The sequence below is a fragment of the Burkholderia sp. 567 genome (assembly GCF_040545115.1).
Taxonomy (GTDB): domain Bacteria; phylum Pseudomonadota; class Gammaproteobacteria; order Burkholderiales; family Burkholderiaceae; genus Burkholderia; species Burkholderia ambifaria.
In genome coordinates this window covers 26802-45921 of record NZ_JBEPLG010000001.1, presented here as the reverse complement: position 1 = coordinate 45921, position 19120 = coordinate 26802, and the positions used below count along the sequence as shown (strand labels likewise).

At 66.2% G+C, this 19120-nt stretch carries 19 protein-coding genes and 1 tRNA gene; 12 read left to right on the top strand and 8 right to left on the bottom strand.

All coding sequences use genetic code 11. The annotated features are described in order from the left end of the window. Positions 1–59: 59 nt before the first annotated feature. Together ABIC50_RS00215 and ABIC50_RS00210 are read left to right on the top strand one after the other, a co-directional pair. The gene (locus tag ABIC50_RS00215; RefSeq protein ID WP_011655908.1) at positions 60–710 is read left to right on the top strand and encodes an RNA pyrophosphohydrolase; all 651 of its coding nucleotides are present in this window, start codon (positions 60–62) and stop codon (positions 708–710) included. A gap of 13 nt (positions 711–723) precedes the next feature. Continuing rightward, a complete protein-coding gene (locus tag ABIC50_RS00210; RefSeq protein ID WP_354160983.1) occupies positions 724–1332 on the top strand; it encodes a CNP1-like family protein in 609 nt (202 codons plus the stop codon). A 121-nt stretch (positions 1333–1453) separates the two neighbouring features. Here the strand turns inward: ABIC50_RS00210 and proB are convergent, their stop codons facing one another. The 4 genes from proB to rplU all read right to left on the bottom strand — a co-directional run bounded on the left by proB (position 1454) and on the right by rplU (position 4565). After that, positions 1454–2572 (bottom strand): glutamate 5-kinase, encoded by a 1119-nt coding sequence (proB, locus tag ABIC50_RS00205; RefSeq protein WP_006752234.1) that lies wholly within the window; start codon positions 2570–2572, stop codon positions 1454–1456. A gap of 90 nt (positions 2573–2662) precedes the next feature. Continuing rightward, positions 2663–3775: a GTPase ObgE gene (gene obgE / locus ABIC50_RS00200; RefSeq protein WP_229080154.1), complete on the bottom strand. Its 1113-nt coding sequence runs from the start codon at positions 3773–3775 to the stop codon at positions 2663–2665. A 190-nt stretch (positions 3776–3965) separates the two neighbouring features. Continuing rightward, positions 3966–4229 carry a 50S ribosomal protein L27 gene (gene rpmA, locus ABIC50_RS00195; RefSeq protein WP_006476999.1) on the bottom strand — a complete coding sequence of 88 codons (264 nt, stop codon included), beginning with the start codon at positions 4227–4229 and terminating at the stop codon, positions 3966–3968. A 24-nt stretch (positions 4230–4253) separates the two neighbouring features. Further along, positions 4254–4565 carry a 50S ribosomal protein L21 gene (gene rplU, locus ABIC50_RS00190; RefSeq protein WP_006025184.1) on the bottom strand — a complete coding sequence of 104 codons (312 nt, stop codon included), beginning with the start codon at positions 4563–4565 and terminating at the stop codon, positions 4254–4256. Between the two features lie 210 nt (positions 4566–4775). Here rplU and ABIC50_RS00185 point away from each other — a divergent pair, with 210 nt between their 5' ends. The 9 genes from ABIC50_RS00185 (at position 4776) to ABIC50_RS00145 (ending at position 12747) form a co-directional block, all read left to right on the top strand. After that, positions 4776–5771 (top strand): polyprenyl synthetase family protein, encoded by a 996-nt coding sequence (locus ABIC50_RS00185; RefSeq protein WP_006752232.1) that lies wholly within the window; start codon positions 4776–4778, stop codon positions 5769–5771. A 146-nt stretch (positions 5772–5917) separates the two neighbouring features. Beyond that, positions 5918–5994: transfer RNA gene (locus ABIC50_RS00180), tRNA-Pro, on the top strand. A 149-nt stretch (positions 5995–6143) separates the two neighbouring features. Further along, positions 6144–7433: an HlyC/CorC family transporter gene (locus tag ABIC50_RS00175; RefSeq protein ID WP_126227117.1), complete on the top strand. Its 1290-nt coding sequence runs from the start codon at positions 6144–6146 to the stop codon at positions 7431–7433. 82 nt (positions 7434–7515) lie between these two features. Further along, positions 7516–8793 (top strand): GspE/PulE family protein, encoded by a 1278-nt coding sequence (locus tag ABIC50_RS00170; RefSeq protein WP_354160981.1) that lies wholly within the window; start codon positions 7516–7518, stop codon positions 8791–8793. A gap of 5 nt (positions 8794–8798) precedes the next feature. Continuing rightward, the gene (locus ABIC50_RS00165; protein WP_354160978.1) at positions 8799–10004 is read left to right on the top strand and encodes a type II secretion system F family protein; all 1206 of its coding nucleotides are present in this window, start codon (positions 8799–8801) and stop codon (positions 10002–10004) included. A gap of 44 nt (positions 10005–10048) precedes the next feature. Then, the gene (locus tag ABIC50_RS00160) at positions 10049–10960 is read left to right on the top strand and encodes a prepilin peptidase (RefSeq protein ID WP_354160975.1); all 912 of its coding nucleotides are present in this window, start codon (positions 10049–10051) and stop codon (positions 10958–10960) included. An 84-nt stretch (positions 10961–11044) separates the two neighbouring features. Beyond that, positions 11045–11653 (top strand): dephospho-CoA kinase, encoded by a 609-nt coding sequence (gene coaE / locus ABIC50_RS00155; protein ID WP_175668795.1) that lies wholly within the window; start codon positions 11045–11047, stop codon positions 11651–11653. A 109-nt stretch (positions 11654–11762) separates the two neighbouring features. Beyond that, complete coding sequence (gene zapD, locus ABIC50_RS00150; protein ID WP_006754990.1) at positions 11763–12518, top strand: cell division protein ZapD; 756 nt, start codon at positions 11763–11765, stop codon at positions 12516–12518. A gap of 28 nt (positions 12519–12546) precedes the next feature. After that, positions 12547–12747 carry a DNA gyrase inhibitor YacG gene (locus ABIC50_RS00145; RefSeq protein WP_138848284.1) on the top strand — a complete coding sequence of 67 codons (201 nt, stop codon included), beginning with the start codon at positions 12547–12549 and terminating at the stop codon, positions 12745–12747. Between the two features lie 60 nt (positions 12748–12807). Here ABIC50_RS00145 and ABIC50_RS00140 read toward each other — a convergent pair whose 3' ends face one another. The 4 genes from ABIC50_RS00140 to secA all read right to left on the bottom strand — a co-directional run bounded on the left by ABIC50_RS00140 (position 12808) and on the right by secA (position 18331). Next, complete coding sequence (locus tag ABIC50_RS00140) at positions 12808–13266, bottom strand: NUDIX domain-containing protein (RefSeq protein ID WP_105834678.1); 459 nt, start codon at positions 13264–13266, stop codon at positions 12808–12810. Further along, entirely contained in the window at positions 13263–14132 is an 870-nt protein-coding gene (locus tag ABIC50_RS00135; protein WP_011655899.1) for an ATP-binding protein, read from the bottom strand. The genes ABIC50_RS00140 and ABIC50_RS00135 overlap by 4 nt, the downstream gene beginning before the upstream one ends. Before the next feature lie 19 nt (positions 14133–14151). Next, complete coding sequence (gene argJ / locus ABIC50_RS00130; protein ID WP_354160973.1) at positions 14152–15393, bottom strand: bifunctional glutamate N-acetyltransferase/amino-acid acetyltransferase ArgJ; 1242 nt, start codon at positions 15391–15393, stop codon at positions 14152–14154. A gap of 142 nt (positions 15394–15535) precedes the next feature. Next, positions 15536–18331: a preprotein translocase subunit SecA gene (secA, locus tag ABIC50_RS00125; protein ID WP_175698770.1), complete on the bottom strand. Its 2796-nt coding sequence runs from the start codon at positions 18329–18331 to the stop codon at positions 15536–15538. Between the two features lie 267 nt (positions 18332–18598). On the opposite strand from secA, the gene ABIC50_RS00120 reads away from it, so the two are divergent. Further along, complete coding sequence (locus ABIC50_RS00120) at positions 18599–19078, top strand: DciA family protein (protein ID WP_006756825.1); 480 nt, start codon at positions 18599–18601, stop codon at positions 19076–19078. The last annotated feature ends 42 nt before the right edge of the window (positions 19079–19120 follow it).

The window sequence follows — 19120 nt, the reverse complement described above, 5'->3', positions numbered from 1 at the left end:
CGCAGCGCCCGTTATCTGTTTATAATCAAAGCAATTTTAAAGGATTCGAAGGTGGTTGTATGCTGGATCGTGAAGGCTTTCGCCCGAACGTCGGCATCATCCTCTTGAACGCGCGCAACGAGGTGTTTTGGGGCAAGCGGCTCCGCGAGCATTCCTGGCAGTTTCCTCAAGGTGGGATCAAGTACGGCGAGACCCCCATGCAGGCGATGTACCGGGAGCTGCACGAGGAAACCGGCCTGCACCCGGAACACGTCAAGATAATCGGCCGCACCCGCGACTGGTTGCGTTACGAGGTGCCTGACAAGTTCATCAAACGCGAAGTACGCGGCCATTACCGCGGCCAGAAGCAGATCTGGTTCCTGCTGCGGATGGTCGGACGCGATTGCGACATTTGCTTGCGCGCGACCGATCACCCGGAGTTCGATGCGTGGCGCTGGAACGAGTACTGGGTGCCACTCGATGCGGTGATCGAGTTCAAGCGGGATGTCTATCAGTTGGCGCTGACGGAACTGTCACGCTTCCTGCGCCGCCCGGCGCAGCGAGCCGACAAGCCGCAGGGGCCGCGTCCGTCGTCGCGCTATCCGCGCGTGATCGGCACGCAGTCCCAGCAGACGCTGACGATTGTCGACACATCGGTGGTCTGTTCGGAGATCGAAGTGGAGGCGAGCACGCTCGATGAGATGCCGCCCCGCGTGATCGTCGGCAAATGACGAGTCGGACTGCATGACCGGGCGCGACCTTGGTGTCGCGCCCTTTTTTTACGAGGAATGCATATTGAAAGCGATTGCTCTCGCGCTCGCATCGGTTGTCGCGGTGGCCACGCTGGCCGGTTGCGCCAATTCGAAAGCGCCGTCCAACAAGGACGACAGCGAGTTCGTCTATCTGCTCGACCGTAAGGGTGAGTGGAAGGAAAACCCGGTCGACACGCTGCCGCCGCTGCCGCAAGCGGGCGACCTGCTGCCGTTCACCGTGTCGCAGAACACGCCGCTCAAGTTCTTCGTGGATGCGAAGTCGCTCACGGTCGGCACCGACGGCATCGTGCGCTACGCGGTCGTCATCACGAGCCCGGCCGGCGCGCGCAACGTGAACTACGAAGGCATCCGCTGCGACACCTACGAATGGCGTCAGTATGCAGGCCTGAATTCGGATCACGACGGCTGGGACCGCACGGTCGAGAACGACTGGCGTCGCATCGAGAACGGCGAACTGAACTCGTATCACTCGGCGCTGTACCAGGACTACTTCTGCTCGAACAAGATGCCGCAGGGCACGACCAAGCAGATCATCGAGAACATCAAGTTCCACCGCACCGCGATGAGCCAGCTGCGCTGACGGCGCAACGCAGGCCGCCTGGCCGGCCCTGCTCCGCTTCGTCGCAACGAAAAAGCCCGCGCAAATGCGGGCTTTTTTGCGTTTTGGCTTTTTGGCTGTCTCGCGACGCCGGGCCGAACCGTTACACCAGCACGAGGTTGTCGCGGTGAATCAGCTCCGGCTCCAGCATGTAGCCGAGCACCGTCTCGATCTCGCCGCTCGGCTTGCGATGAATCAGCTTCGTTTCCGCGCTGCTGTAGTTCGTGAGGCCGCGCGCCACTTCACGTCCGTCGGGACCGACGCACGCAATGACCTCGCCGCGCGCGAAAGCGCCCTGCACGCCGATCACGCCGATCGGCAGCAGGCTCTTGCCGCCGGCCGTCAGCTTCTCGACCGCGCCCGCATCGATCACGACGTGCCCGCGCACCTGCAGGTGATCGGCCATCCATTGCTTGCGCGCGGCCATCCGCGCGGTGCGCGCGATCAGCTGCGTGCCGATCGCCTCGCCGGCCGCGAGCCGCACCAGCACGTCGGTTTCGCGGCCGCTCGCAATCACGGTGTTCGCGCCGCTATGCGCCGCGCGCTTCGCCGCGAGGATCTTCGTCAGCATCCCGCCGCGGCCGAGGCTCGAGCCTGCGCCACCCGCCATCGCCTCGAGGTCCGGCGCGCCCGCGCTGGCTTCCGCGACGAGCGTCGCGTTCGGATCCTTGCGCGGATCGGCGGTGAACAGCCCCGACTGGTCGGTCAGGATGATCAGTGCGTCGCCTTCGATCAGGTTCGCGACGAGTGCGCCGAGCGTGTCGTTGTCGCCGAACTTGATTTCGTCGGTGACGACCGTGTCGTTCTCGTTGATGATCGGCACGACGCCGAGGCGCAGCAGCGTGAGCAGCGTCGAGCGTGCATTCAGGTAGCGTTCGCGATCCGCGAGGTCGGCATGCGTGAGCAGGATCTGCGCGGTGCGGATGTCGTGCTCGGTAAAGCGGCTTTCATAGACTTGCGCGAGCCCCATCTGGCCGACCGCGGCGGCAGCCTGCAGCTCGTCGATCTCGCGCGGACGCTTGCTCCAGCCGAGCCGCTGCATCCCTTCGGCAATCGCGCCCGAACTGACGAGCACCACTTCCTTGCCCTGCGCGCGCAGCGCGGCGATCTGGGCCGCCCAGCGGCCGATTGCAGCATGATCGAGCCCCTTGCCGTCGTTGGTCACGAGGCTCGAGCCCACCTTCACCACCAATCGCTTCGAATCCGCGATGATCGAACGCATCGTGCGCCGTCTCCTGTATCTGATGCCTGCCCGGCCGGGCGCGATTGAATTCCGGCACCGGGCGCGATGCCCGGTGCGTTTCGGGTCCGCTCAGGCGTCGTCGCCGGGCGTCGTCCCGCCAACTGCGGGCGGCGCGTCGCGGAACCGCACGTCCGTGGCCAGATCTTCCTCTTCCGCCGCGCGATGCGCGTCCGAATGCTCGGCGAGGTAATCGTAGATCGCGTAGCACAGCGCTTCGCAGCCCTGGCCCGTCAGCGCCGAAATCTCGAACACCGGGCCGTCCCACTCGAAGCGGGCGAGGAAATCGGCGACGCGCGCTTCACGCTCGTCTTCCGGCACCATGTCGAGCTTGTTGAGGACGAGCCAGCGCGGCTTCTCGTAGAGCGCCTCGTCGTACTTGCGCAGTTCGCCGACGATCGCCTTCGCTTCCGCGACCGGGTCGACGTTTTCGTCGAACGGGGCCAGATCGACGAGATGCAGCAGCACGCCCGTGCGCTGCAGATGTCGCAGGAACTGGTGGCCAAGGCCCGCGCCTTCGGCGGCGCCCTCGATCAGCCCCGGGATGTCGGCGATCACGAAGCTCTTGCTCGGGCCGACCCGCACGACGCCGAGGTTCGGCGCGAGCGTCGTAAACGGATAGTCGGCGATCTTCGGCTTCGCGTTCGACACCGACGAGATGAAGGTCGACTTGCCGGCGTTCGGCATGCCGAGCAGCCCGACGTCGGCGAGCACCTTCAGCTCGAGCCGCAGCATGCGCCGTTCGCCGGGCTTGCCGTCGGTCTTCTGGCGCGGCGCACGGTTCGTGCTCGACTTGAAATGCAGGTTGCCGAGACCGCCCGCACCGCCTTGCGCAAGCATCACCTGCTGGCCGTGCTCGGTCAGGTCGGCGATCAGCTCGCCGGTATCCATGTCGGTCACGACCGTGCCGACCGGCATGCGCAGCGTGACGTCGTCACCGCCCTTGCCGTAGCAATCCGAGCCGCGACCGTTCTCGCCGTTGCGCGCCAGGTGCTTCTTCGCGTAACGGTAGTCGATCAGCGTGTTGATGTTGCGGTCGGCAATCGCGTAGACGTTGCCGCCCCGGCCGCCGTCGCCGCCGTCCGGCCCGCCGAACGGAACGAACTTTTCGCGGCGCATCGACGCGCTCCCATCACCTCCGTCGCCGGCGATGACTTCGATTCGTGCTTCGTCAATGAACTTCATTCGTTACTCCGACCAGTATTTCCGCTATTGTGCCGCGCGCCGGCACGCTTGAACAATCTGCCGTTCGGCCGATTGCCCGCCGCTTCGCGACAGCCGCCGGCGCGCACATGCGCCCGGCGGCCAAATAAAAAAAGGCCCCGCGAAGACTGCGGGGCCTTTCGGCTACGAAGCCCGTGGGTGCCTAACTAACTTAGGCAGCCGCCGGGACAACGATGACCAGATGCTTCTTGTCCGCGCCCTTGGTCGCGAACTTGACGTGACCGTCGACCAGCGCGAACAGGGTGTGATCCTTGCCCATGCCGACGTTCTCGCCAGCGTGCATGCGCGTACCGCGCTGACGCACGATGATGCCGCCAGCGTTGATCGCCTGGCCGCCGTACACTTTCACGCCGAGACGTTTCGACTCGGAGTCGCGGCCGTTCCGGGAAGAGCCGCCTGCCTTTTTGTGTGCCATCTGATTGCTCCTTTACCGAGGCGCTTACGCGTTGATCGCGTCGATGCGCAGCTCAGTGTAGTTCTGGCGGTGGCCGCCGTGCTTTTGGTAGTGCTTCCGGCGACGCATCTTGAAGATGGTGACCTTGGCATGACGACCGTGCGACACAACGGTGGCCTTGACGGAAGCCCCACTGACCAGCGGCGTACCGAACTTAATCGATTCGCCTTCGCCCACTGCGAGAACCTGGTCGAGCGTGATTTCAGCGTCAATGTCAGCCGGTATCTGTTCTACTTTGAGTTTTTCGCCAACGGCAACCTTGTACTGCTTGCCGCCGGTTTTTATGACCGCGTACATTGAGAACCTCACTCTGGATCCAAATTTTCCGCACACCACGCGCGGAAAACACGTGATTATACATGGGCTTAGCACCCAAGTCAAAGCCGATCCACGATTGCCGCGCGCAGGCCTTGGCCGGACGGCCAAAATCACGGTGCACGCGCGTCCGACAGACCGGGATATCGCGGATTGGACTTATAATCCGCCGCATCACCCATTTCGATCATCATGTCGTCGTCCACCGCCTCCCCCACCCTCAGCGCCGCCCACCTGCTCGCCCCGATCACAAGCGACATGGAGCAGGTGAATCGCGTTATCCGGCAAAGCCTCGCGTCCGACGTGCTGCTGATCAACCAGATCGCCGAGTACATCATCGGCGCGGGCGGCAAGCGGCTGCGTCCGGCCCTGCTGTTGCTCGTCGCCGGCGCGCTCGGCGAGACGTCGCACCAGCGGCACGTGCTGGCCGCCGTCGTCGAGTTCATCCACACGGCCACGCTGCTGCATGACGACGTCGTCGACGAATCCGAGCTGCGGCGCGGCCGCCAGACGGCCAACGCGCTGTTCGGCAACGCGGCGAGCGTGCTGGTGGGCGACTACCTGTATTCGCGCTCGTTCGAGATGATGGTCGGCGTCGGCAAGATGCGCGTGATGGAAATCCTGTCGGAAGCGACGACGATCATTTCCGAAGGCGAAGTGCTGCAGTTGCTGAACATGCACGACGCGGACGTCGACGAGACGCGCTACATGCAGGTGATCCGCTACAAGACGGCGAAGCTGTTCGAAGCATCGGCCCGCCTCGGCGCGGTGCTCGCGGGCGCCGATGCGCCGACCGAAGCCGCCGCGGCCGAATATGGCCGCCGGATCGGCACCGCGTTCCAGATCATGGACGACTGGCTCGACTACGCGGGCACGGCCGAAGCGATGGGCAAGAACGCCGGCGACGACCTGCGCGAAGGCAAGCCGACGCTGCCGCTCATCTATCTGATCGAACGCGGCACGCCCGAACAGTCGGCGCTCGCCCGCGAGGCGATCGAACAAGGCGGCACCGATCGCTTCGACACGATTTTCGACGCGATCACGCGTTCGGGCGCGCTCGACCATACGCTCGAATGCGCGCGCCAGGAAGCACAGGCCGCCGCTGCCGCGATCACCGCGTTCCCGGATTCGATCTACAAGGAAAGCCTGCTCGCGTTGTGCTCGTACTCGACGTCGCGGCAGTCGTAAGCGCGAGGAAAACACGAGGCGATATGCTGCCTCGAAAAATTTCTTCACCAAGGTATTCCCTTTTTAAAAAAACATCGCTATAGTTATGTTCTTGCTCGACGACGCAGCGGTCTTGAAGAAGACGGCGAAGTCGGAAGAGTCCAAATCGGGGTGTAGCTTAGCCTGGTAGAGCGCTACGTTCGGGACGTAGAGGCCGGAGGTTCGAATCCTCTCACCCCGACCAGATTTAAAAAAACCGTGCACCACGTGCACGGTTTTTTTTTGCCTGCTTTAGCCTGATCGCGCGGGCCCTCGTGCCGCGCGCGACACATCACGGCCGCCGGCCTCTGCTATATTCCCTCCATCCCTGTCCTTCACTGCCCATTCTGACGCGTGGACCAAATTCCCTTATGGGCGCAAATCGGCGCCGTCTTCCTGCTTCTCCTCTGCTCCAGTTTCTTTTCCATTTCCGAGACCGCGATGATGGCGCTCAACCGTCATCGGCTGAAGCATCTCGCCGGCCAGGGCGTGCTCGGCGCGAAGACCACGCAAGGTCTGCTCACGCGCACCGACCTGCTGCTCAGCGTGATCCTGATCGGCAACAACCTGTTCAACACGATCATCCCGGTCCTCACGACGTCGCTCGCGCTCCACACGTTCGGCCGTAACAACCTCGCGCTGTCGATCGCGACCGGCATCGTCGCGTTCCTGATCATCGTGTTCGCGGAAATCGCACCGAAGATCGTCGGCGCGACCTTTCCCGAGCGCATCGCGCTGCCCGCGAGTCTCGTGATCGCGCCGCTGATGCGCGTGTTCAAGCCGATCGTCTGGTTCGTCAACGCGCTCGCGAACGGCGTGCTCTGGGTGCTGCGCATCAATACGAAGAAGGGCCGCGACCAGCGGATGTCGGCCGACGAACTGCGCGCGATCGTGCTCGAGTCGAGCAGCTTCATGCCGACCAAGCACCGCAGCATCCTGCTCAATCTGTTCGACCTCGAGAACATCACGGTCGACGATGTGATGGTGCCGCGCCGCCAGATCGAGTCGCTCAACTTCTACGCGCCGCTCGACGACATCCTGCATCAACTCGAGACCTGCTATCACAACCGGCTGGTCGTCTATGAAGGCGACATCGACAAGGTGCTCGGCGTGCTGCACGTGCGCAAGACGCTCACCGCGCTGCACAACCAGGATTTCGACCGCGAAACGTTGCGCACGCTGCTCGCGGAGCCGTACTACGTGCCGTCGGGCACGCCGGTCGTCCAGCAGCTGCAGTATTTCCAGGAAAGCCGGCAGCGCACCGCGCTCGTCGTCAACGAGTACGGCGAGCTCGAGGGGCTCGTCACGCCCGAGGACATCATCGAGGAACTGATCGGCGAATTCACGACGTCGATGCCGCGCGGCGAACGCGCGGGCGGCTGGGATGAAAACGGCGAATGCATCGTCGCCGCCCGGATGCCGCTGCGCGAACTGAACCGCTGGCTGCACCTGCAACTGCCGACCGACGGGCCGAAGACGCTGAACGGCCTGATCCTCGAGATCCTCGAGGAAATTCCCGACGGCGACGTATGCCTGAAAATCCGCGACGTGATGCTCGAAGTCATGCGCAGCGACGACCAGGCCGTGCGCACCGTCAAGCTCTTCAAGCCGCGCAGCACGCGCGCACGCGCCGTCGCGCGCTAGCCGAACGGCCGACTGTCGGCGCCGCCCGCGATACGCGACCATTGACCGGTCACGATCAACAGGCGGCCGAGCGCCGGCTCACATGCACTTCCCACCTCCCGGGGCGCCGCTGCGCACGCAGCGGCCCCCTGCCTCCACCGACGCATCGCCCGCCGAGCCGCCCCATTCGCTCGATGCGGCGCAACTCGACGACTCGCCCGCCGTACGGCTGCTGACCGACACGCTGCACGCCGCCCGCGTGCGCGACGCGTCCGACATCCACGTCGAGCCATTCGAAGCAGGCTGGCGCATTCGCCTGCGCGTCGACGGCGTCCTGCATGAACACGCGCGACCGCCCGTCCATCTGCGCGACGCGCTCGTGACGCGCATCAAGGTGCTCGCACGCATGGACATCGCCGAGCGCCGGCTTCCGCAGGACGGCCGGCTGCGCATCGCGGTCGACGGTGGCCTGCGAGGCGATTACCGGGTCAGTTCGCTGCCCACGCTGTTCGGCGAGAAACTCGTGTTGCGCCGCCTCGAAACGCTGCCGCCCGACCTCACGCTCGCGCGCCTCGGCTTCGACGCGCGACAGGCCGCGGCAATGGAGGCCGCGATACGCGCGCCGCACGGTCTCGTGCTCGTCACCGGCCCGACCGGCAGCGGCAAGACGCTGTCGCTCTATTGCGCGCTGCAGATGCTCGATCGCGACGCGCACAACGTATGCACGGTCGAGGATCCGGCCGAGATTCAGCTCGACGGCATCAACCAGGTCGGCGTGGCGGAGAAAGCCGGGCTGACCTTCGCCACCGCGCTGCGCGCGCTGCTGCGGCAGGATCCGGACGTCATCATGGTCGGTGAGATTCGCGATGCGGAGACGGCCGACGTTGCGATCAAGGCCGCGCAGACGGGGCATCTCGTGCTGTCGACGCTGCATACGAACGACGCGCCGGCCGCTGTCGCGCGACTGCTCGATATCGGCGTCGCGCCGTACAACCTGGCCGCCGCGTTGCGCCTCGTCACCGCGCAGCGGCTCGTGCGGCGTCTGTGCGTAAGCTGCCGCGCGCGTTCGGACGCGCCGGCGCACGCGCTGCGCGATGCGGGCTGCGATCCTGCGGCACTGGCATCCGGATGGCGCCCGTTCGTCGCACGCGGCTGTGCCGCCTGTCACGGTATCGGTTATCGAGGCCGCATCGGCCTGCATCAGACGATGCCGGTTTCACCGGAGATGGCCGAACGCATCGTCGCGCGCGCAAGCGTCGGTGCGCTCACGCAATGCGCGGCGGCCGAAGGCGTGCGCAGTCTGCGCGACGCGGCACTCGCGCACGTTCGCGACGGCACGACGAGCGTCGCGGAAGCCCTGGCCGCGACGCCCGACGCGTGATCGCCATGCATGCGCCGCCTCACGAAACCCGCTTCGCGTGGCGCGGCCGTCGTCGCGACGGCACGCCGTGCCGCGGCAACGTCATCGCATTCGATGCAGCCGCCGCACGCGCGGCGCTCGCGCGCGACGGCGTCGCGGTGCTGTCGCTCGACATCCGCGGCACGGCCCGGCCACCGGCGGCCGGCACACGCGAGGTCACGCGCTTCACGCGTCAGCTCGCGAGCCTGCTGCAAGCCGGACTGCCGCTCGCTCCGTCGCTCGAAATGCTTGCCCGCACCCGCACGCGCGACGGGCTCCCGCGCATCGCCGCGGGTCTCGCACGCGAGATCGTCGGCGGCCAGCGCTTCGCCGCCGCGCTGGCACGCTATCCGTCCCAGTTCGGCATGCTGTATCGCCAGTTGATCGAGGTCGGCGAAGCATCGGGGGCGCTCGGCACCGTGCTGACCCGCGTCGCGGAGCACCGCGAACGCGCCGACGCGCAATGGCGCAAGCTGTGTGCCGCGCTCGCGTACCCGGTCGCCGTCATCGTGTTCGCGCTCGCGATCTCGGCCGCGCTGATGGTGTGGGTCGTGCCAACGTTCCGGCAGATCTTCGACGGCTTCGGCGCAGCACTGCCGGCGCCGACCCGCGCGCTGCTCGCCCTGTCCTCCGCGACATCGGCCTGGGGCGGCACGTTCGTCGCCGGCGCCGCGGTGGCGGGGCTCGTCGCACGCCATGCGCTGCGGCGCTCGCCGTCGCTGCGCTACACGGCCGCGCGGCACGTGCTGAATGCGCCGTTGGTCGGCAGCGCGCTCACGCGGTTCGCGGCCGCGCGCTGGTGCCGCTCGCTTGCCACGCTGCTCGGTGCCGGCGTACCGCTCGCCGATGCATTCGCCACGCTCGAACGCACGGCCGGCCACCCGGTGTTCGAGCAGGCCACCGCGCAGATCGCCGCGCGCGTGCTGCGCGGCGCGCGTCTTGCCGATGCAATGCATGCGGCGGGCTGCTTCCCGGACGACGTGGTACAGCCGATCGCCGTCGCCGAGGAAACCGGCGCACTCGACACGATGCTCGCCGACATCGCCGCGCTCTGCGAGCGTCAGCTCGACGCGCGTCTCGATGCGCTCGCCGCGCTCGGCGAGCCGCTGATCGTGATCGTGCTGGGTGCCCTCGTCGGCGGCCTCGTGATCGCGATGTATCTGCCCATCCTTCAGCTGGGCAACGTGGTGTAGCATCGCAACCGATTCTGTCGCCTTTCAAGCCCGAACCCGAGCCCATGACGCCCGCGCCCCTGACCACCGTTTTCGATTCGCCCGACAGCACGTTGCTCGCGCTGGCGATGCTGCCGCCCGCGGTGCAATATGCATTCGCCGTCGTGCTCGGGCTGTGCGTCGGCAGCTTCGTGAACGTCGTCGCGCACCGGATCCCGGTGATGATGCAGCGCGCATGGCAGGCCGAAATCGCAGAAGCGACGGGCAGCGCGAGCGCCGCGCCGGACGACGGCTATCCGCCGCACTACGATCTGTGGCGCCCGCGCAGCGCCTGTCCGCACTGCGGCCACGTGCTGCGCGCGTGGGAAAACATCCCGCTCGTCAGCTATCTGATATTGCGCGGGCGCTGCCGACAGTGCGGCCATGCGATCGGCGTGCGCTATCCGCTCGTCGAGGTCGCGGGTGCGCTGCTCGCCGCCGGCTCGCTCGCCGCGTTCGGCCCCACCGCCGCCGCACTCGCCGCGTTCGGGCTCTGCGCCGCGCTGCTGGCGATGAGCGCGATCGACATCCAGACCGGCTACCTTCCCGATTCGATGACGCTGCCGCTGCTGTGGGCAGGGCTCGCACTGAATCTCGGCGGCACGTTCACGTCGCTGCGTTCGGCCGTGGTCGGCGCGATGGCCGGCTACCTGTTCCTGTGGTCGATCTACTGGCTGTTCAAATGGCTGCGTGGCATCGAGGGCATCGGCTTCGGCGACCTGAAGCTGCTCGCCGCGCTCGGCGCATGGATGGGCTGGGCCGCGCTGCCGCAGGTCGTGCTGTTCGCCGCGGTGACGGGCGCGATCGTCGGGCTCGTCGCGACCTGGCGCGGGCGCATGCGCTTCGAGGAGCCGATTCCGTTCGGCCCGTTCCTCGCGGCCGGCGGCGTCGCGACACTGTTTTTCGGCACCCCTTTCTATCTGGCGCTCGGCGGCTGACATGACGCACCGATCCCGTCCGACTCGTTCGCTGCGTCGCAGGGAGGAGGTTCGTTTCCTCGTGGCGGCCCGGCGGAGGCTCACATGTTTGCAATAGGACTCACGGGCGGCATCGGCAGCGGCAAGACCACCGTCGCCGACCTGTTCGCCGCACGCGGTGCATCGCTCGTCGATACCGACCTGATCGCGCACCGCATCACCGCGCCGGCCGGTCTCGCGATGCCGGCGATCGAACACGCATTCGGGCCGGACTTCGTCGCGGCCGACGGCTCGCTCGATCGCGCGAAGATGCGCGCACTGATTTTCAGCGACGACGACGCACGCCGGCGCCTCGAAGCAATCACGCATCCGCTGATCCGCGCGGAGACCGATCGCGAGGCCCGTGAAGCGCGGGGCCCGTACGTGATCTTCGTCGTACCGCTGCTCGTGGAGTCAGGTAACTGGAAGGCGCGCTGCGATCGCGTGCTGGTCGTCGACTGTCCGGTCGAAACGCAGATCGCACGTGTGATGCGGCGCAATGGTTTCACGCGCGAACAGGTCGAAGCGATCATCGCAAGACAGGCGACGCGTGAAGCGCGTCTCGCGGCGGCCGATGACGTGATCGTCAATGATGCGACGGCGCCCGATATGCTTGCCGCGCAGGTCGATGCACTGCACCAACGCTATCTCGGATTCGCGGCCGCCGCGCACTGACCGCCGCCGCAATCGTGATGGTGTACGAAATTGGCGCGTTGCTAGGGTAGAGAGTGAGCATTAGAATGTCCTGCATTGTTTCAATTCCTACCCCGAGAGGCGAGCGCGCTTGATTCTTTACGAGTATCCGTTCAACGAGCGAATTCGCACGCTGTTGCGCCTCGAAGACTTGTTCGAGCGCTTCGCGTTCTTTTTGGCTCAGGAGGACCCGCGTGAACATCACGTCGCGCTGACGACGCTGTTCGAAATCGCCGAGGTCACGGGCCGCGCGGACCTGAAATCGGATCTGATGAAGGAGCTCGAACGTCAACGTCAGACGCTCGCTCCCTTTCGCGGCAATCCGGGCATCGAACAGAATGCGCTCGAAGCCGTGCTCGGTGAAATCGAGCAGACGCTCGCCAATCTTGCGCAGATGCAGGGCAAGACCGGGCAGCACCTGGTCGACAACGAGTGGCTCGCCAGCATCCGCAGCCGCGCGGTGATTCCCGGCGGCACGTGCAAGTTCGACCTGCCGTCGTACTATGCGTGGCAGCAATGGCCCGCGGAACAGCGGCGCCAGGACATCGCGAAATGGATCATGCCGCTGCTGCCGCTGCGCGACGCGGCGGCAATCGTGCTGCGGCTCGCTCGCGAATCGGGTCAGGCGTCGAAGGTGATGGCGATGCAGGGCAGCTACCAGCAGATGCTGTCGGGGCGCAGCTACCAGCTGATGCAGGTGCGCGTGCCGCCCGAACTGCGCGTGATTCCTGAAGCAAGCGCCAACAAATACATGCTGTGGGTACGGTTCACCATGCAGGACGGCGACGTGCGGCCGCGCGCGGTGGACATCGACGTGCCGTTCCATCTGACACTGTGCAATCTGTAACGGCCCCGCGCCGGTTCGACGCTTTCGTATGACTACCGTTGTGAAATGTCCTTCGTGCGGCGCAGAAGTGCGCTGGACGCCTGAAAACAAGTTCCGCCCGTTCTGTTCGGCCCGCTGCAAGCAGCTCGACCTCGGCGCATGGGCCGCGGAAAAGTACCGGATCGGCGGGTCCGCCGACGAAGGTCCGTCGTCCGAGGAAGACGGCACCGACGACCGCCGCGACAGCTGAGCGTCGCGCGGTACCGCCGCAGGCGGATGCGGCCCGCTTTTCAGGCGAGCCGCCGCGGCGTCATTGCGACGCCGCTTCCTTCTCGAGCAATTCCAGCACCGGCAGCGCCGCCGGCAACAGCGGCGCGACGTCGACCGGCAGTTGCTGCCACACGAACGCCTGGCCTTCCTTGCTGTGCGGCTCGCCCGTCCAGCCCGTCACCTTGCAGAAATAGAGCCGCACGTATGCGTGCGGATAGTCGTGCTCGAGCGTATGCCAGCGGTGGCTCGCGGTGACGACGATGCCCAGTTCCTCGTGCAGCTCGCGCGCCAGCGCGTCCTCGACGCTCTCGCCGGCTTCCAGCTTGCCGCCCGGGAACTCCCAGTAGCCTTCGTACGGCTTGCCCTGCAGCCGCTGCGCAAGCAGGTAGCGGCAGCCACCGAGCGGGCTGCCGGGCTGTACCATCACGCCGACCGCGACTTCCGTCACCTTGCGGCCGTCAGGCGCACGCACGGCGCCCACTGCGGAATCCGTGCTCATGCCTGCTCCTTGCGACCCGACCAATCGCGCGCGAACTGCCACGCGACACGCCCCGAGCGCGAACCGCGCTCGAGCGCCCACACGAGCGCGTCGCCGCGCGCCGTCTCGATCTCACCGTCCGCGCAGCCGAAATGGCGCAGCCAGTGCGCGACGATGTCGAGATAGTCGTCCTGCTTGAACGGATAGAAGCTGACCCACAGGCCGAAGCGCTCCGACAGCGAAATCTTTTCCTCGACCACTTCACCGGGATGGATCTCGCCGTCCGGCAGATGCTTGTACGACTCGTTGTCGCTCATGTACTCGGGCAGCAGATGGCGGCGGTTCGACGTCGCGTAGATCAGCACGTTGTCGGACTGCGCGGCGATCGAGCCGTCGAGCGCGACCTTCAGCGCCTTGTAGCCCGATTCGCCTTCCTCGAACGACAGATCGTCGCAGAACACGATGAACCGCTCCGGACGCTGCGCGATCAGGTCGACGATGTCGCCGAGATCGTGCAGGTCGTCCTTGTCGACTTCGATCAGGCGCAGCCCGTCCTTCGCATACGCGTTCAGGCACGCCTTGATCAGCGACGACTTGCCGGTGCCGCGCGCACCGGTCAGCAGCACGTTGTTCGCCGGCTTGCACTGCACGAACTGTCGCGTGTTCTGTTCGATCAGCCCTTTCTGCCGATCGATATTGTGCAGATCGTCGAGCGTGATCGACGACGCGGCCGGCACCGGCTGCAGATAGCCGCGCCCTTGGCGCTTGCGCCAGCGGAACGCGGTGGCGGCATTCCAGTCGACAGCCGCCGGTGCGGGTGGCAGCATCCCCTCGAGGCGGCCGAGCAACGCTTCGGCCCGCGTCAGAAACTGTTCGAGCTTGTCCATGTCGTCCGAGCGCTCCCGATCAGGAGCGGTAATCCGCGTTGATGCTCACGTAATCGTGCGACAGGTCGCACGTCCAGACGGTAGCCTGCGCGTCGCCGCGGCCGAGCAGCACGCGGATCGTGATTTCGCTCTGCTTCATCACGCGCTGGCTGTCCTCTTCCTGGTAGGCCGGGTTGCGGCCGCCGGCCTTCGCGACGAGCACGTCGTCGAGATAGAGATCGATCTTGTCGACATCGAGATCCGTGACGCCCGCATAGCCGATCGCCGCGAGAATCCGGCCCAGGTTGGGGTCGGAAGCGTAGAAGGCCGTCTTCACCAGCGGCGAATGACCGATTGCGTAGGCAATCTGGCGGCACTCGGCGACGCTCTTGCCGCCTTCGACCTGCACCGTCATGAATTTCGTCGCGCCTTCGCCGTCGCGCACGATCAGCTGCGACAGTTCCTGGGCGACCTGCGTGACCGCTTCGCGCAGCGCCGCATAGGCCGGCGAGTCGGTCGACGTGATCGCGGGCAGCGTGCTCTTGCCCGACGCGATCAGGATGAACGAGTCGTTGGTCGACGTGTCGCCGTCGATCGTGATGCAGTTGAATGAGCGATCGGCCACTTCCTTCACGAGCGTGTCGAGCACCGGCTGCGCGACGTTCGCATCGAACGCGAGGAAGCCGAGCATCGTCGCCATGTTCGGCTTGATCATGCCCGCGCCCTTGCTGATGCCCGTCAGCGTGACCGTGTGACCGTCGATCGTCACCTGGCGCGACGTGGCCTTCGGCAGCGTGTCGGTCGTCATGATCGTCTGCGCGGCGTCGTACCAGTTCGCGGCCTGGCGGTTCGCGAGCGCGGCCGGCAGCCCTGCCTTCAGGCGGTCGATCGGCAGCGGCTCGAGAATCACGCCGGTCGAGAACGGCAGCACCTGTGCGGCGTCGATGCCCGCGAGGCGCGCGAGTTCCGCGCAGGTTTCGCGCGTGTGCGCGAGGCCCGGCTCGCCGGTGCCCGCATTCGCATTGCCCGTATTCACGACGAGCGCACGGATGCCCGCGCCGCCCGCACGCACGATGGCCAGGTGCTCGCGGCATACGATCACCGGTGCGGCGCAGAAGCGGTTCTCGGTGAATACGCCGGCGACCGTCGCCCCTTCCTCGACGGAGATGACCAGCACGTCCTTGCGATTCGGCTTGCGGATGTTCGCTTCCGCCCAGCCGAGCGTGACGCCGGCGACGGGATGCAGTTGGGCGGGATCGATCGACGGAAAATTGACAGCCATGGGGCACACCTGCCGGATGGAAAATGCCGGCACGCGCCGGCATTGATTGGAAGAACCGACGGCCGCACGAGCGGCCGCCGCAACTCACTTCACTGACTCGAAGCTGCGGATGAAGCGGCACGCCGATGCGCGCCGCCGCCGATCATGACAGCTTCCCGTGACATTGCTTGTACTTCTTGCCGCTGCCGCACGGGCACGGGTCGTTGCGGCCGACCTTCGGCAGCTCGCCGCCGTGGCCGTGGGCCATCGCGCTGCCGACCATGTCGGCCGTCGCGGTGGCCGCCGTGGCGGCCGCGACGTTCGCCACCGGCGCGCCGGATTCCGCGTAGTCGGCGTGCTGATACTCGACGTTCTCGAGATGACCGCTGCGCTCCTCGATCTGCTCGGCGGCTTCCTCGAGCTGCTCCGGCGACTGGATCTGCACGTTCATCACGATGCGCGTGACTTCCTGCTTGATCGCATCGAGCATCGCGGCGAACAGCTCGAACGCTTCGCGCTTGTATTCCTGCTTCGGGTTCTTCTGCGCATAGCCGCGCAGGTGGATGCCCTGGCGCAGGTGATCGAGCGCCGCGAGGTGCTCACGCCAGAGGCGGTCGACCGTCTGCAGCATCACCGAACGCTCGAACGCGCTGAACGATTCGCGGCCGACCATCGCGACCTTCGCTTCGTACTGCTCGTCGGCGGCGGTCGTCACGGCGTCGAGAATCTCGTCGGCCGTGATCGACGACGACTCGTTCACCATTTCCTGGATCGCGAGATCGAGCTGCCAGTCGTTGCGCAGCGCTTCCTCGAGCTCGGGCACGTCCCACTGTTCCTCGATGCTGCCTTCCGGCACGAACTGGCGGACGACTTCAGTGATCACGCCGTGACGCATCGCCGAGATCGTCTCGGTGATGTCGTGGGCTTCGAGCAGTTCGTTGCGCTGCTGGTAGATCACCTTGCGCTGGTCGTTCGACACGTCGTCGTATTCGAGCAGCTGCTTGCGGATGTCGAAGTTGCGTGCTTCGACCTTGCGCTGCGCGGATTCGATCGAACGCGTGACGATGCCGGCCTCGATCGCCTCGCCTTCGGGCATCTTCAGGCGATCCATGATCGAACGCACGCGGTCGCCCGCGAAGATGCGCAGCAGCGGATCGTCCAGCGACAAGTAGAAGCGCGACGAACCCGGGTCGCCCTGACGGCCTGCACGGCCGCGCAGCTGGTTGTCGATCCGGCGCGATTCGTGGCGCTCGGTGCCGATGATGTGCAGGCCGCCCGCGGCCTTCACCTGCTCGTGCAGCGTCTCCCACTCGTCGTGCAGCTGCTTGATGCGGCGCGCCTTTTCGTCGGCCGGGATCGCTTCGTCGGCTTCGATGAACGCCGCCTGCTTCTCGGCGTTGCCGCCGAGCACGATGTCGGTACCGCGGCCGGCCATGTTGGTCGCGATCGTGATGCGTTTCGGACGGCCGGCTTCCGCGACGATCGCGGCTTCACGCTCGTGCTGCTTCGCGTTCAGCACTTCGTGCGGCAGCCCGGCCTGCTTCAGCAGGTGCGACAGCAGTTCCGAGTTCTCGATCGACGTCGTGCCGACCAGCACCGGCTGACCGCGCTCGTAGCACTCGCGAATGTCGCGGATCACCGCGTCGTAGCGCTCCTTGGCGGTCTTGTAGATCTGGTCCTGCTTGTCGATCCGCTTTGGCGGGCGGTTGGTCGGGATCACGACCGTCTCGAGGCCGTAGATCTCGTTGAATTCGTACGCTTCGGTGTCCGCCGTACCCGTCATGCCCGCGAGCTTCGCGTACATCCGGAAGTAGTTCTGGAACGTGATCGATGCGAGCGTCTGGTTCTCGCTCTGGATCTTCACGTGTTCCTTCGCCTCGACCGCCTGGTGCAGGCCGTCGGACCAGCGGCGGCCCGCCATCAGGCGGCCCGTGAATTCGTCGACGATCACCACTTCGCCGTTCTGCACGACGTAGTGCTGGTCCTTGTAGAACAGCGTGTGCGCGCGCAGCGCCGCGTACACGTGGTGCATCAGCGTGATGTTCTGCGGCGCGTACAGGCTCTCGCCCTCACCGATCAGGCCCCACTCGGCGAGCAGCCGCTCGGCCTTCTCGTGGCCCGACTCCGTCAGGAACACCTGGCGCGATTTTTCGTCCAGCGTGTAGTCGCCCGGCTTCTCGACGCCCGTGCCGTCGGCCTTCTCCTCGCCGATCTGGCGCTCGAGCAGCGGCGGCAGCGCGTTCATCCGCACGTAGAGTTCGGTGTGATCTTCGGCCTGGCCCGAGATGATCAGCGGCGTACGCGCCTCATCGATCAGGATCGAGTCCACTTCGTCGACGACCGCGAAGTTCAGTGCCCGCTGCACGCGCGCTTCGGTCTCGTAGACCATGTTGTCGCGCAGGTAGTCGAAGCCGAACTCGTTGTTCGTACCGTAGGTGATGTCCGACGCGTAGGCCTGCTGCTTCTGCTCGTGCTCCATGCCGGACAGGTTGATGCCGACCGACAGACCGAGGAAGTTGTAGAGACGCGCCATCCATTCGGCGTCGCGCTGGGCGAGGTAGTCGTTGACCGTCACGACGTGCACGCCGCGGCCGGCCAGCGCATTCAGGTACACGGGCAGCGTCGCGACGAGCGTCTTGCCCTCGCCGGTGCGCATTTCCGCGATCTTGCCGTAGTGGAGCACCATGCCGCCGATCAGCTGCACGTCGAAGTGGCGCATCTTCAGCACGCGGCGGCTCGCCTCCCGGCAGACCGCGAACGCCTCGGGCAGCAGCTTGTCGAGCGACTCCCCGGCCGCGACCCGCTGGCGGAACTCGTCCGTCTTGCCGCGCAACTGGTCGTCCGTCAGCTGCTCGATCTGCGTTTCGAGCGCATTGATCGTCTCGACGGTCTTTTGATATTGCTTGACGAGCCGCTGGTTGCGGCTGCCAAAAATTTTCTGGAGAAAACCGGTTGTCATCGGATCGGATCCTGCGTCGCAGCACCGGCGCCCGGCGCGTGTTGCGCGCCCCGACGCCCGAGCCTCGGCGGCTTAGCGAATTAGTGGAATCAAACGAGGAATTTTAGCACGCGGGGACGCATGCGCCCGTGTGCCGGCTGGACGCGCGCCGCGCGCCGGACCCGCGCGGGCCACCGGGCGCACGGCCCGAAAGCCGCCCGTGCGAGGGCCGGCGCGGGTACAATCGGCGTCAACGTCCGCGCAGGTGCGCGCCCGAACAATGCCTCGATGAACCGATTTTCCAAGCGTTTCGGCCCGCTCTCCGCGTATCGCCCCCAACCCGTGTCCGAGGTGCTCAACCGCACCGACGCGTTCGCCGCGCTGCGCGCCGGCGTCGAACAGGTCGCGTCGCTGCAGCGCGACCTCACCGCGCTCCTGCCCGACTATCTTGCGAATCATGTCGAACCGGGCTCGATCAAGGACGGCACCCTGACCCTCTTTGCCGCGCACAATGCGCTCGCTGCCCGGCTGCGGCAGGTCGAGCCGCGGCTGCTCGCCGAACTGCAGAAGCGCGGCTGGCCGGTTTCGGCGCTGCGCGTGCGCGTGCGGCCGAAGGACGCGCCGGAGCCGCCGCACGTGAAGCAGGCGCGCATGACGACCGTCGGCGCCGCCGCGTTGCGCGAACTCGCCGATCACCTCGAGCCGTCGCCGCTGCAGGCCGCGCTCGCGCGGATGGCCGCGCGGCACGGCGCGAAGTCGTCGCGCTGAACGCGCCGCCGACCGCGGCCGCCCAGCAAAAAAGCGACCCGA

Bases quoted from the DNA above. Each gene is read 5' to 3' on its own strand.
- obgE (WP_229080154.1), bottom strand. From the start codon at position 3,775: ATGAAGTTCATTGACGAAGCACGAATCGAAGTCATCGCCGGCGACGGA.
- secA (WP_175698770.1), bottom strand. From the start codon at position 18,331: ATGACAACCGGTTTTCTCCAGAAAATTTTTGGCAGCCGCAACCAGCGG.
- argJ (WP_354160973.1), bottom strand. From the start codon at position 15,393: ATGGCTGTCAATTTTCCGTCGATCGATCCCGCCCAACTGCATCCCGTC.
- ABIC50_RS00145 (WP_138848284.1), top strand. From the start codon at position 12,547: ATGACTACCGTTGTGAAATGTCCTTCGTGCGGCGCAGAAGTGCGCTGG.
- rpmA (WP_006476999.1), bottom strand. From the start codon at position 4,229: ATGGCACACAAAAAGGCAGGCGGCTCTTCCCGGAACGGCCGCGACTCC.
- ABIC50_RS00135 (WP_011655899.1), bottom strand. From the start codon at position 14,132: ATGGACAAGCTCGAACAGTTTCTGACGCGGGCCGAAGCGTTGCTCGGC.
- proB (WP_006752234.1), bottom strand. From the start codon at position 2,572: ATGCGTTCGATCATCGCGGATTCGAAGCGATTGGTGGTGAAGGTGGGC.
- ABIC50_RS00160 (WP_354160975.1), top strand. From the start codon at position 10,049: ATGACGCCCGCGCCCCTGACCACCGTTTTCGATTCGCCCGACAGCACG.
- ABIC50_RS00185 (WP_006752232.1), top strand. From the start codon at position 4,776: ATGTCGTCGTCCACCGCCTCCCCCACCCTCAGCGCCGCCCACCTGCTC.
- ABIC50_RS00165 (WP_354160978.1), top strand. From the start codon at position 8,799: ATGCATGCGCCGCCTCACGAAACCCGCTTCGCGTGGCGCGGCCGTCGT.
- ABIC50_RS00215 (WP_011655908.1), top strand. From the start codon at position 60: ATGCTGGATCGTGAAGGCTTTCGCCCGAACGTCGGCATCATCCTCTTG.
- coaE (WP_175668795.1), top strand. From the start codon at position 11,045: ATGTTTGCAATAGGACTCACGGGCGGCATCGGCAGCGGCAAGACCACC.
- rplU (WP_006025184.1), bottom strand. From the start codon at position 4,565: ATGTACGCGGTCATAAAAACCGGCGGCAAGCAGTACAAGGTTGCCGTT.
- ABIC50_RS00170 (WP_354160981.1), top strand. From the start codon at position 7,516: ATGCACTTCCCACCTCCCGGGGCGCCGCTGCGCACGCAGCGGCCCCCT.
- ABIC50_RS00120 (WP_006756825.1), top strand. From the start codon at position 18,599: ATGAACCGATTTTCCAAGCGTTTCGGCCCGCTCTCCGCGTATCGCCCC.
- ABIC50_RS00140 (WP_105834678.1), bottom strand. From the start codon at position 13,266: ATGAGCACGGATTCCGCAGTGGGCGCCGTGCGTGCGCCTGACGGCCGC.
- ABIC50_RS00210 (WP_354160983.1), top strand. From the start codon at position 724: ATGACCGGGCGCGACCTTGGTGTCGCGCCCTTTTTTTACGAGGAATGC.